The organism is Rhodopirellula europaea 6C (assembly GCF_000338295.1).
Classification (GTDB): domain Bacteria; phylum Planctomycetota; class Planctomycetia; order Pirellulales; family Pirellulaceae; genus Rhodopirellula; species Rhodopirellula europaea.
This window is the reverse complement of the sequence record NZ_ANMO01000120.1, coordinates 132397-145071: the sequence shown is the minus strand read 5'-3', so window position 1 is coordinate 145071 and position 12675 is coordinate 132397. Positions and strand designations below refer to the sequence as shown.

The following is a 12675-nucleotide window of genomic DNA, read 5'->3' as shown; positions in this document are numbered from 1 at the left end:
CATGCTCGATTCAATAATAAAGTTCTCGCTTCGATACCGAATGCTGGTCGTCGTCGTCAGCCTGTTTGTGCTGGTCTACGGTTCGTACTTGGCCGCACAGATGTCGATCGACGTCTTTCCCGACCTCGACCGACCTCGAGTCGTCATCATCACCGAAGCTCCTGGGCTGGCGACCGAAGAAGTCGAGACGCTGGTGACTCAGCCGATCGAAATTGCCCTGATGGGGGCCAACGGAGTTCAAGCCGTTCGTAGTCAGTCGACCGCCGGGCTGAACGTCATTTACATCGAATTCGATTGGTCAACAGAAATTCGGGCTGCGAGACAAACCGTGCAAGAGCGTCTGTCGACGCTCGAAGGAATTTTACCCGACGGGATTCGGCCGCAGATGACGCCGCCATCGTCGATCATGGGTCAAATCATCGTCGCAGGCATCTATCGCCAAAACGGCCCCAGCGGAGGACGACTAGCCCAGGTCGGTAATACGGAAATGATGGCCGAGATGGTTGTCGGGCCAAACGGAAACTTTCAAATTGGTGTTTGGCGGCCGGGTGATCGGCATGACTTTTCAACGTGGGAGAAAATTAGTCCAGAGAAAACTCAGTGGCAAGATGACCCGGATTCTGACTCGCATCTGCAGAGCATTTCTGTCGGCACCGCCACAATTCAAATTGGCGGTAAGTCATACGACGCAAACTTCTTTACGGTTGAAAAGCAGCAACTCGAACTACGAACGGTCGCCGACTGGATCATTCGTCCACGACTGTTGAAAGTGACTGGTGTTGCGGAAGTCTTCATGCTCGGCGGCGATCGCAAGCAATATCAAATTCTGATTGACCCCACGGCGCTACTCGAATACGGCGTCACCGTTCAAGACGTTGAACAAGCGCTGCGGGCAAGCAACATCAATACCAGTGGCGGGTTTGCTGTGACCGGGGAAACGGAGCGACCCATCCGTGTTCTTGGCCGGTTGGGACCAGAGTCGCGTGTCGTGATCGAGGATTTGAAAAAGGTTCCCGTTGGAAATCACGCCAAACGCGCCGTTTTACTGGAGCAAGTCGCTCGCGTGACCGAAGGACCACAGTTCAAACGCGGCGACGGCAGCGTCAATGGCAAACCGGGGATCGTATTCACGACCGTCAAACAACCTCACGTTGACACTCGCGATCTGAGCGACGCGGTCGCGGAGGCGTTTGTCGAAGTCGAAGCATCCTTGCCAGCGGACATCATTGTCAATTCAGAATTGTTTCGACTGCGGAACTTCATCGATCGTGGCATCTTCAATGTCGCTGAAGCACTCGTGATCGGTGCGGTGCTAGTCATCATCGTCCTGTTTCTATTCCTACTGAATTTTCGCACGACATTCATCACACTCACTGCGATCCCGCTTTCACTAGTGCTTACGACGCTGACGTTTCGCATTATGGGATGGCTTAGCGGCACCGAGCTTTCCATCAACGTGATGACGCTGGGCGGGATTGCCGTCGCCATGGGAGAGCTTGTCGATGACGCCATCGTCGATGTCGAAAACATCTTTCGGCGTTTGAAGCAGAACAATCTGTTGCCCATCGAACAGCAGAAACCCTCCATCCTCATCACTTTTGAGGCGAGCAAGGAGATTCGCAGCTCGATCGTATTCGGAACGGCGGTCGTGATTCTGTCCTTCATGCCGCTGTTTGCGTTGTCGGGTGTCGAAGGTCGGTTGTTCACGCCACTCGGTTTCGCGTACATCGTGTCGATACTTTCGTCGTTCGTCGTATCCATGACTGTGACGCCAGTGCTGTCCTACTACCTCCTTCCGAACTCGCGAGCAACTCACCACGAAGGCGACGGGTTTCTGCTGCACGGATTGAAGAAGCTCGTGACCTACTTGATTCGTCTGAGCATGGCGATGCCGCGCACGCTACTGATTTTGACGTGGCTTGCTGTCGCCGTCGCCGCATGGCAGATGTCAATGTTGGGACGTAACTTCCTGCCTCCGTTCGACGAAGGCAGTATTCAAGTGAACGTGACGTTGCCGCCGGGTTCGTCGCTTGACGCATCAAACCAGGTTTCTCGTTCGATTGATTCCGTGTTTCTGTCGATGCGAAAGAACGACGAAAACCCTGATGGCGAAATCTTGCATTTTGTTCGCAGAACGGGACGTGCGGAGATGGACGAGCACGCTTCGCCAGTCAATTTCGGCGAATACATCCTGAGCATGAATCCGGAATCGCCGACAGAACGAGAGAAAATCTTGGCTCGATTACGGGAACGGATCAGCAATGAAGCTCCCGGCGTAGATATCGAAGTCGAGCAACCGCTTGCGCATTTGATTAGCCACATGATCTCGGGCGTTTACGCTCAAATCGCGATCAAGATTCACGGCGACGAATTGGACACGTTGCAGCGAGTAGCCGAGCAGGTGAAGGCAACCATTCAAGACGTGCCTGGAATCACACCGCCTGTGGTCGAGCCGATTCAAGAGACGGCGGAGTTGCATATCGAACTGCGAGCCGATGATTTGGCATTGCATGGACTGACTCGCGAATATGTTGCTGATGTATTGCAAACGGCATTGCAGGGTGAAGTCGTTTCACAAGTTCTCGAAGGTCAACGACGTTTCGATTTGCTTGTGCGTCTCGAAGAGGAATGCCGCACCGACTATGCCAACCTCGATCGACTCCGCATCGACCTGCCTGATCGTGAGGGGCAACCCGACCGCGGGCAGATCGAACTCCGTGAGGTCGCGGACGTGGGCGTCGGCACCGGACCGAACTCCATCAACCGCGAGAACGCCCGCCGCCGGATTGTCATTCGCTGCAATACCGAAGGACGCGATTTGGCCGGAGCAGTGGGTGACATCGAGCAGCGCATCGGCGATCAAGTTGAAATGCCAGTTGGATACTTCATTGAATATGGCGGACAATTCGAGAGTCAACAGCGGGCGACGCAACTGATCATCGTGCTGGCCGGAATTTCCGTGATCGGAATGTTCGTGGTCTTGTTGGTGTTGTTTCCGTCGATCCGCATCGCTCTGCAAATCCTCAACGCGCTTCCGACCGCGTTTATCGGCGGCGTGATGGCACTGGTCATCACGCAGCAAAGTCTCACCGTTGCCAGTCTTGTCGGATTCATCTCGCTCGGTGGAATAGCGGTTCGTAACGGCATCTTGTTGGTCACACACTACTTCCACCTGATGAAAGAGGAAGGCGAGGACTTCACTCAAGAGATGGTACTGCGTGGCAGCCTGGAGCGACTCGCACCAGTGTTGATGACGGCTCTGACTGCTGGCATCGGGTTGATTCCACTTGTGCTGGGCGGACAAGAACCGGGTCGTGAAATTCTTTACCCCGTTGCGACGGTCATTCTTGGTGGCCTGATCACATCGACGTTCTGTGAGTTTTTGATTCACCCAGGGCTGTTCTGGCAGTTTAGCGGTAAAGACGCCGCCCGACTTGCAAAACTCGAAAATGAGGAGGACGAACTGATGTAAATGAAGAATGACGATTGAAAATTGCAGATTGAAACTCTGCAACCAACTAGCTCCCACTCAATATCTCTCTTCCGAAAGAAACAAAATGATGGTCCTGAAAACCGCAATTCAAAAACCTGCAATCGACAACCTCCGATCTGCAGTCGTTCTCGCTTGCCTTTTTGGCTTCGTCGGCTGCAAACAAGAAACCGCGTCAACAACACCAACGCCAACCGTCGAAACTGACGACCACGGCCACGAACACGCTGATGGCGAAGAGGGCGACGACCACACCGTCGCCGGTCACGGCCACGGTGCTGGGCCACACGACGGAACGATCGCCGATTGGGGCGGCGGAAAGTACCACGTCGAGTTCACGGTCGATCACGACAAGACACAAGCAACTGTTTACGTGTTGGGAGCCGACGAAAAGACAGCGACTCCAATCGACGCGGAGACGATCGACTTGGCAATCACCGATCCTCAGATGTCTATCATGCTGGAAGCGGTTCCCGAAGAGTCGGACCCGCCAGGCAAGTCGTCACGCTTCATTGGTACGCACGAAAAGTTGGGTGTGGTCCAAGAATACGCTGGCACCATGACCGGCGTCATCGACGGCACACCCTACTCTGGCGATTTTTCAGAAGAAGCACACGGACATGAGTGATTGTCGAATGAAGATTGCCGACTGATGGTGCTCGCATCAAACGTCACGTGTTTTTCAGTTCTTGAAGTGAAAATCGACAATGAATACGGTGGGCGGCGATCGGTAAACTTGCCGGTCGGCGATTCTGTTTGTGAATGCCTTCTAAGACAGAATCGAAGGAGAAATCCTCCGCCCGCCATCTTTGATGTTTGTTGCGTCTTAATTCAAGCTCTTGAATTGGCAATGTCGTCCATTGCCCGCTAAACGCCCAGCCTCGGATGCCGTCCCCAATCGTGAAGTCAGCCGGTACATCAAGGCTCGCTGATGCAGGAAACTTACAAAAATACATTGTCTATTCCGTGAAGAAATCCAGCGGCCATTGCATCCAAGACATAGCTCGTGTGTCGTTTGAGCATGTTTGCGAAACGAGCGTCACGGCTATCTGACTCGTGATGCACGTAGCAAGACTGGAGGAAAAGATGCAGCTCAAAATCGGCGTGATGGGTGGTGCCGGAAATGACGTCCCAGACAACTTTCTTCGGCTTGCGGCTTTGCTGGGCGAACGGATTGCCGAAGCGGACTGCATCCTGGTAACTGGGGCGTGTCCTGGATTGCCTCTCGCGGCAGCCCGTGGTGCCAGCGAACGAGGCGGCATGGTCATTGGAATTTCTCCAGCCTTGAGTTTGGACGAACACGCCTATCACTATGGTTCGCCGACACTAGCCCACGATGTTCTGATCTTTACTGGTAGCGGGTTGATGGGGCGAGAAGTCGTCAACATTCGCAGCAGCGACATCGTCATCATCGTCGGCGGGAGCAGCGGCACGCTCGGTGAATTGGCGATCGCTTACGACGAGGGCAAACTGATCGGCGTGCTGACGGGAACCGGCGGCATTAGCGATATGGTCAAGACCATTCTGGAGACGTGTCAAAAAGCGACCGGCGCGCGTGTCCTCTACAGCGACGATCCACAGCAGTTGGTGACCGACTTGCTTGAAGTCTATCGGACCGAACATTTTCGCCATCCGTCGGTGTTTTGTCGTGGCAACGAGCACGAACCAATGCTCAGCGGTGCCGAGGGAAAACGAGACGCGGTTTGTGGCATGACCGTTCCGCCGGGTCAGGCAGCGGCAAGACGTAAACGGGAAGAGGTTGAATACGTATTCTGTTCTCTGCGCTGTGCAGAGAAATTCGATGAGCGGCCACGTCGCTATCTGGAGTCCACCACAGAATGATCCCTGATCTTGTCAGACACACAAGCGTGGTCGCGATTGTCGGTGATATCCTCAAGGTGCGTGCCACCGGAGTTGGATTCGGTGACTTGGCCGTCGTTGAGAATTGGGATCGGCGTCGTTCACTGGGACAGGTTATCGAGTTGGAACGCGGCGTGGTCTCATTGCAGGTGTTTTCCGGTGGCAAAGGACTTTCCACGCAAGCGAAGGTCCGGTTTCTGGGGCATCCAACACAGGTCACCTACTCGCCAAACATTTTGGGGCGCGTCTTTCGTGGATCGGGGATTCCTTTGGATGGCGGGCCTGATTTGTCCAACGAACCTTCGATTCCAATCGGCGGGCCATCAGTCAATCCTAAGATGCGAATCGTGCCCAAGAACATGATTCACACCAAAGTTCCGATGATTGACGTGTTCAATTGCTTGGTCGAGAGCCAAAAGATTCCCATCTTTTCGGTCGCAGGTGAGCCGTACAACCAGTTGCTTGCTCGCATCGGGATTCAAGCCGATGCGGACATCATCATTTTCGGCGGGCTGGGGCTGATCTTTGACGACTACCACTTCTTCCGCTCGACGTTTGAAAGCGAAGGAATTCTTGGTCGCACGGTGATGTTCGTGAATCAAGCGTCGGACCCGATCGTGGAGCGACTGCTGGTTCCCGACATGGCGTTGAAGGTCGCGGAGCGATTTGCGGTCGAGGAAGGCAAACGGGTGCTTGTGCTCTTGACCGATATGACGGCCTATGCAGATGCCCTGAAAGAGATCGGCATCGCGATGGAGCGAGTTCCATCGAATCGCGGCTACATGGGTGATCTCTACACGCAGCTTGCACAACGCTACGAACGAGCTTGCGACTACAAAGGCGCTGGTTCCGTCACCATCCTGACCGTGACGACGATGCCAGGTGATGATGTAACGCATCCGGTTCCTGACAACACGGGCTACATCACTGAAGGGCAATTGTATTTACACAATGGCGTTATTGACCCGTTCGGTTCACTTTCGCGGCTCAAGCAGCAAGTCATCGGCAAGGTCACTCGGGAAGACCATTCGCAGATCATGAACACGATGATTCGATTTTACGCGGGAGCCAAGGAAGCCGAAAAAAAGCAAGCGATGGCGTTCGATCTTTCGCCGTTTGACCAGAAGCTGTTGAAGTTTGGTGATCTGTTTGCGAAACGTTTCATGGACATTCGGATTGCGATGCCTTTGAACGACGCGCTCGATCTGAGTTGGCAGACTCTGGCCGAGTGTTTCCAGGCGGAAGAATTGCTGATGAAACAGGCTTTGGTTGAGAAATACTTCAAGCAAGCGGAGAGTTGAGCAATGGCATTGGCACTCAACAAAACGTCACTGAAGCAACGCCGCGATCAACTTGCGATGTTTGAGCGATTCCTGCCATCGCTGGACTTGAAACGGCAACAGTTGATCGCCGACTTGCAACGATCCAAACGCATCCAGTCTGAAACAGAGAACGAGATTGAAACGCTACTGGATTCCCAGCGAGGACTGTTTTCGCTCCTGGGTGCGAGCGAGCAGGACTTGAGCGATTTAGTAACCATCGAGGAACGGACGGTCACCGAGGAAAACGTACTTGGGGTGCGGTTACCTCTGCTGGGCGAAGTTCGTTTTCGGGTCAAGGAATACTCGATGCTGGCCAAGCCGTTCTGGGTCGATTTCTTGGTCGAGCTGTTGCAGAAGATGGCCTTGTTGCAGCTACGCTTACAGAATGAGCGGACGCGAGTGAGTCGCCTGAATGATGCGGTGCGCCGGATCACGCAGCGAGTCAACCTTTTTGACAAGGTGCTGATTCCGCAAGCGGAAAAAGATATCCACCGTATCAAAATTCATTTGGCTGACACGGAACGGGCCGCCGTTGTGCGTTCCAAGATCGCCAAAGCAAAGCAAAATCGCGGTGAACTGACAATGAGGACGGTGTAATGGCAATCGTTCCCGTCGCCAAAGTGACTCTCTATGGTACGGCCGACCAGAAACACGTCGTGCTCGATGGCCTACAGGAACTGGGCTGCCTGCATCTTCTCGACTTGAACGACAGTCGTGACCACCAATCGCAAAGCAGCCCGTGCTCACCCGATGCCGCACAAGCACTGAAGTACCTGCGAGCTTGTCCGATTCACCGCCGCGCCGTCAAGGACAATTCCGAGTTTCAATCGGATGACGTAGTTGGCCAAGTGTTGTCCATCCAGCAGCAACGACAGCAATTGCAGGCCGAATTGGACGAATTGAAGCAAGCGATTGCAACGCTCTTTCCTTGGGGTGATTTCCAGCTTCCATCGAAAGACGAACTTGGTGGCTTACGTTTCTGGTTCTACGCTGTCCCTCACTACAAATTGAGCTCGCTGGAATCGTTGACGGACGATTGGCAAGTCGTCGCCAGAGAACACCGCTTCGCTTACGTTGTCGTGATCAGTGATACCAAACCGATGGACATGCCTGTTCCGCAAACGCAATTGGACGAGCGTCCTCTGAGCGAATTGCAGGATCGGCTTGAAACTGTCGAAACCGAGTTGGAGGAGTTGCATTGGCAGCGAGTCCGATTGACTCGCTGGATCGACCCACTGTCTCGAATGCTTGGACTTGCAGAAGACCTAGTTGCACGCGAGCGAGCAGCAGGACGAACCTTCGATGATCCGCGCATGTTCGCTGTTCGAGGTTGGGCACCTCAATCGCAACGTGAACAAATCGCTTCCTTCGCGAGAAGCCACGATTTAGGACTGACCATCGAAATTCCGACTGCGGAGGATTCGCCGCCGACTTTGCTGTCCAATCGCGGGCTGGCCGCAGGTGGGGAAAACGCTGTCACGTTCTATACGACACCCGCCTATCGAGCGTATGACCCGTCAGGCATCGTGTTTTTTTCGTTCAGCGTTTTCTTTGCCATGATCATGGCGGATGCGGGTTACGCGATGTTGCTGGCGTTTTTCCTGTTGCTGTTCTGGCGACGTTTTGGAAGGTCCGAAAATATACGGCGAATGCGAACATTGTTCGTCGCCATTGCCGTCGCGTCCGTTGCCTATGGCATCGCGGTTGGCAGCTACTTTGGATTTTCACCGCCAGCCGGTTCAGTGCTAGCCAGAATGCACGTCATCGACGCGACCAATACGACGCTGATGATGCAGATTTCTATTGCGATCGGCGTGGTGCATCTTGCGATTGCGAATCTAGCTTTGGCTTGGAGTCGTCGTTGGTCGCCCATGATGCTGGCGTCTTTCGGTTGGGTCGCGGCACTATTTGGTGGCTTGGCCCTGGGGTTCGGCAAAAGCGGGACGCAGCCGGAGCAACCGCTGATTCAATTCGGAAGCTGGATGCTCGGAATCGGGATTGCCTCTGTTTTGCTTTTCAGTAGCGAACGACCACTGACGACTTTCAGCTTCAAAGAACACGGCAAGCGATTGATCGACGGGGTCGTTTCGCTAACTGGCGTCTCTCGTGCATTTGGGGACGTGTTGAGTTACTTGCGACTGTTCGCACTCGGCCTTGCTAGTGCTCAACTGGCGGGGACGTTCAACGACCTGACTTACAAAGCTAGCTGCTGCGTGGGGATTGGCAGTCTGCTGGCGGTAGTGGCCGTGGTTTTCGGACATGGCCTGAATTTCATCTTGGCAATCATGAGCGGTGTCGTGCATGGATTGCGGCTGAATTGCATCGAGTTCTTTAGCTGGAGTCTTCCAGACGAAGGATACGCATTTGAACCATTCAACAAGAAGGCAACCTAGAAATGGATAGTTACATACTTCTATTGGGCTGGGCAGGAGTTTTCCTACCCACCGCACTCGGAGCCATCGGCAGTATCATCGGCTGCGGACGCGCGGGGCAAGCAGCATCGGGAGCGTTGTTGGACGTTGACAGTGGATACGGACGATTGGTTGGCGTCTCAGCGTTGCCCTCCTCACAAACCATCTACGGAATCGTGGTGACCATGCAGTTCAATCGAACCGTTTCGTTAGACTCCGCACCGGGATTGTTTTCCATCGGCCTGTTGGTCGGACTGGCGTTGCTGTTCAGTGCGATGGTGCAAGGCTCTTGCTGTGCATCGGCAATCAATACAACAAAGTCCAAACCCGAAGTTTTTGGACTGGCGATTGCACCAGCAGCCATCGTGGAGGGTTTCGCAGTCTTCGCTTTCATCTTCGCGATGATCGTCGGTGGTAACATTCCCGGCAGCACGGCAGGCTAAGGAAATTGGCATTATGAAAAACTCGAAGGAATCGTCCGGCGTTGAAGAACTGATTGGTCGCTTGCGCGAGCAGGGCGTCGAGGAAGGCAGAGCGCAGGCGGATGCCCTCATGGAGCAAACACGACGGAAAGCCGAGCAACGTCTTGACGATGCGAGACAGGAAGCCGATGCGTTACTGCGGAATGCACGCGAGGAGGCCGAGCAAACCAAGCGGGCAGGTGAAGAAGCTGTGCAATTAGCGGTGCGTGATGCGATGCTGAGACTCAAATCCAATTTGGTGGAACAGTTCGCCGACCGAGTTCGACGGCTGGTAAGGCGTGAATTGGATGACGGCGACTTCCTCAAGCAGTTGATTCTTGAAGTCGGTGGCCGGTCAGCTCCCTCTCCCGCTCAATCCGCCAAGCTTCTGCTGCCTGAGAATGCCGTCGGCTTGGAGCACCTGCGCAGCACCCCGAGGAAGTTAAAGAAGGCAATCTTAGCCACTTCGTTGCTTCAATCACGAAGGAAATGCTGCGAGACGGACTGGAGATTGGAACACGAAACGACGCCTCGGCAGGCATCCGCATCCAACTGCTCGAAGAGGATATCGAGATTGAATTAACCGACGAAGCCATTGCGGAGCTGTTGCTACGACATTTGGTACCGCGATTTCGAGCCATTATGGAAGGAATCATCCAGTGACCGCTACCACCAATTACTACTCCCTCGTCGCAAGCCTGCCGCATATGCCCCGCTCGTTTGAAATTGAACGAGTACCGATCTCACGAATTCAACTTCAGCAGCGGCTCAAGTTGCTCGGCGATCGCGACAAGAACATTGTTGAGCAAGTGCAGAGTTTTTTGCTGTGGGATCGGCAACTGCCAGAACGCACAGATGACGAAGTTGAAATGGAATACGATCGCTTGATGAAGTCGATTTCTAACTCGCTCGTTCGCGACATCATCAATCATCGGATGGACATTCGTACGATAACTTGCGCGTTACGGAGACGTCGTCTTGGACTTGAGCCGCCAACCGCCGTCGGCCAGCACACAGACCACATTCGCAAGAACTGGCAACATCCCGATTTCCGATTGGTTCGAGAGCATCCTTGGATTCCACATGTCCGCGAGGCATTGGACTCAGGCGAACCTTTGCAGGTTGAACGGCAACTCTTGAGTGCCACTTGGAATCGTTGGGTGCAACTTGCTGACCGGTTCTACTTCTCGTTCGAGACGGTACTGCTATATCTCGCTCGTTGGGAGATCGTGGATCGCTGGACACGGCTCGATGAAACGGCGGGGCGGAAGAAGTTCGATGAACTCTTGACGCAAACGTTGAACCTTGAGGAGAACGTCGTATGAACACGCAGGTAGCAACCGGCGCTCAAGTCACGGCTGTCAACGGCAATATCGTTTCGATTGAAGTCCCCGAGGGACAGATCGTCAAGAACGAAGTCGCGTATGTCTGTCTCGGTGACAAGCGGTTGAAGTCCGAAGTGCTGCGAATCTATGGGACGGAAGCGGATTTGCAGGTGTTTGAGGACACGGAAGGCGTGAAGGTTGGTGATGGTGTTGAGTTGACGCATCAGATGCTATCCGCGTCACTTGGTCCCGGCCTGCTGGGAACCGTGTTCGACGGCTTACAAAACCCTTTGGAAACACTCGCCAATCGCGACGGGTTCTTTCTCAAGCGTGGGCACTATGCCGACTCGCTCGACCGCACGCAAAAATGGTCGTTCGTGCCGCTACGACGTACTGGCGAGCGACTTCGTGCAGGCGACGTTCTGGGCACGGTTCAGGAACGCGGCGTCGAACACAAAATCATGGTTCCCTTTGACCTGAGTGGCCAAGCTGAGCTGACGTGGATTCAGGGAGGTAGCTTTATGATTGACGAGCCGATCGCCCGCATTCGTGATGGTCAAGGTGAGCGTCCGTTGACGATGCGACAGGAATGGCCCGTCCGAGTTCCATTGCCAGCAGACCTCCTGCAACAACACTTGGTCGAACGAAAGTATCCGTCTGAACCGTTGGTCACCACCATTCGGACCATTGATACCTTCTTTCCAATTGCTCGTGGGGGAACGGCGTGCATCCCTGGCCCATTCGGTGCGGGCAAGACCGTGTTGCAGACCTTGATTGCACGCCACTCTGCCGTCGATGTCGTGATTGTGGTGGCCTGTGGCGAGCGAGCGGGTGAAGTCGTCGATACCATCAACGAGTTCTCACAGGCACAAGACCCACGAGGCGGCGGCTCGCTGATGGATCGAACCGTCATTATCTGCAATACATCGTCGATGCCGGTCGCCGCCCGAGAAGCGTCGATCTATATGGGCATTACGCTGGGCGAATATTACCGGCAGATGGGACTTGATGTTTTGCTGTTGGCCGACTCCACATCGCGATGGGCTCAAGCGATGCGAGAAACCTCGGGCCGACTGGAGGAAATTCCTGGCGAAGAAGCCTTCCCGGCGTACCTTGATTCGGCGATCAGAGGCGTCTACGAACGAGCGGGAGTGCTCGCGACTTGCGACGGTTCCTCGGGCAGTCTGACGATGATCGGAACCGTATCACCTGCAGGCGGGAATTTTGAAGAGCCGGTCACACAGTCTACGCTCAGTACAGTAAAGACCTTCCTCGGCCTTTCGTATGACCGCGCCTACAAGCGATTCTACCCAGCCATCGACCCGCTGCTTTCGTGGTCACGCTATCGCGAGCAACTGCAGGAGCATTTCGATCGCCGATTGGCTCCCGGCTGGACCGCAACCGTCGAATCATTGCTCGATCTACTTCGGCAAGCTGATGCAATCTATCAGATGATGCAAGTGACGGGCGAGGAAGGGATTTCGCTGGCCGACTTCGTCATTTACCAAAAAGCACAGTTTCTCGACACGGTCTACTTGCAGCAGGATGCCTTCGATCCGGTGGATGTCGCGACACCTTTGGAGCGACAGCAGTCGATGCTGCGGTTGATTCGAGACATCACCGAACGAGAATTTCTGTTCGACGACAAAGAAGAGGCCCGCGATTTCTTTGTTCGGATCACTAATGCTTTCCGCAACCTGAACTACGCCGAAACGGAATCATCAGACTACCAACAGTTCCTGGCGAGCATCCGTTTAATGCTTTCGGATCGCGAGAGCGAAGTATAATTGGCTTGCTGACTCAAAA

11 protein-coding genes are annotated in these 12675 nt (G+C 54.3%); 10 read left to right on the top strand and 1 reads right to left on the bottom strand.

The window, feature by feature from the left end; genetic code table 11:
- The first annotated feature begins 1 nt into the window (after position 1).
- Both RE6C_RS13355 and RE6C_RS13350 read left to right on the top strand, forming a co-directional pair.
- The gene (locus RE6C_RS13355) at positions 2 to 3472 is read left to right on the top strand and encodes an efflux RND transporter permease subunit (RefSeq protein ID WP_039961967.1); all 3471 of its coding nucleotides are present in this window, start codon (positions 2 to 4) and stop codon (positions 3470 to 3472) included.
- 85 nt (positions 3473 to 3557) lie between these two features.
- Positions 3558 to 4118: a hypothetical protein gene (locus RE6C_RS13350; protein WP_008657304.1), complete on the top strand. Its 561-nt coding sequence runs from the start codon at positions 3558 to 3560 to the stop codon at positions 4116 to 4118.
- 43 nt (positions 4119 to 4161) lie between these two features.
- On the opposite strand, the gene RE6C_RS31645 is transcribed toward RE6C_RS13350, so the two are convergent.
- Positions 4162 to 4446 carry a hypothetical protein gene (locus tag RE6C_RS31645; RefSeq protein WP_144054750.1) on the bottom strand — a complete coding sequence of 95 codons (285 nt, stop codon included), beginning with the start codon at positions 4444 to 4446 and terminating at the stop codon, positions 4162 to 4164.
- Positions 4447 to 4576: 130 nt separating this feature from the next.
- On the opposite strand from RE6C_RS31645, the gene RE6C_RS13345 reads away from it, so the two are divergent.
- The 8 genes from RE6C_RS13345 to RE6C_RS13310 all read left to right on the top strand — a co-directional run bounded on the left by RE6C_RS13345 (position 4577) and on the right by RE6C_RS13310 (position 12656).
- Positions 4577 to 5332 (top strand): SLOG cluster 4 domain-containing protein, encoded by a 756-nt coding sequence (locus RE6C_RS13345; RefSeq protein WP_008657301.1) that lies wholly within the window; start codon positions 4577 to 4579, stop codon positions 5330 to 5332.
- Positions 5329 to 6651 (top strand): V-type ATP synthase subunit B, encoded by a 1323-nt coding sequence (locus RE6C_RS13340; RefSeq protein ID WP_039961966.1) that lies wholly within the window; start codon positions 5329 to 5331, stop codon positions 6649 to 6651. Before RE6C_RS13345 ends, RE6C_RS13340 begins: the two co-directional genes overlap by 4 nt.
- A gap of 3 nt (positions 6652 to 6654) precedes the next feature.
- Positions 6655 to 7269 carry a V-type ATP synthase subunit D gene (locus RE6C_RS13335; RefSeq protein WP_008657299.1) on the top strand — a complete coding sequence of 205 codons (615 nt, stop codon included), beginning with the start codon at positions 6655 to 6657 and terminating at the stop codon, positions 7267 to 7269.
- Entirely contained in the window at positions 7269 to 9065 is a 1797-nt protein-coding gene (locus RE6C_RS13330; RefSeq protein WP_008657298.1) for a V-type ATP synthase subunit I, read from the top strand. Before RE6C_RS13335 ends, RE6C_RS13330 begins: the two co-directional genes overlap by 1 nt.
- A gap of 2 nt (positions 9066 to 9067) precedes the next feature.
- On the top strand, positions 9068 to 9526 hold the full coding sequence (locus tag RE6C_RS13325) for an ATP synthase subunit C (RefSeq protein ID WP_039961964.1): 459 nt from the start codon (positions 9068 to 9070) through the stop codon (positions 9524 to 9526).
- A gap of 13 nt (positions 9527 to 9539) precedes the next feature.
- Positions 9540 to 10127, top strand: coding sequence for a hypothetical protein (locus tag RE6C_RS13320; RefSeq protein ID WP_144054748.1), 588 nt, complete (start codon positions 9540 to 9542; stop codon positions 10125 to 10127).
- 76 nt (positions 10128 to 10203) lie between these two features.
- A complete protein-coding gene (locus RE6C_RS13315; protein WP_236618187.1) occupies positions 10204 to 10869 on the top strand; it encodes a DUF2764 family protein in 666 nt (221 codons plus the stop codon).
- A complete protein-coding gene (locus RE6C_RS13310) occupies positions 10866 to 12656 on the top strand; it encodes a V-type ATP synthase subunit A (RefSeq protein WP_008657294.1) in 1791 nt (596 codons plus the stop codon). Before RE6C_RS13315 ends, RE6C_RS13310 begins: the two co-directional genes overlap by 4 nt.
- Positions 12657 to 12675 lie beyond the last annotated feature (19 nt).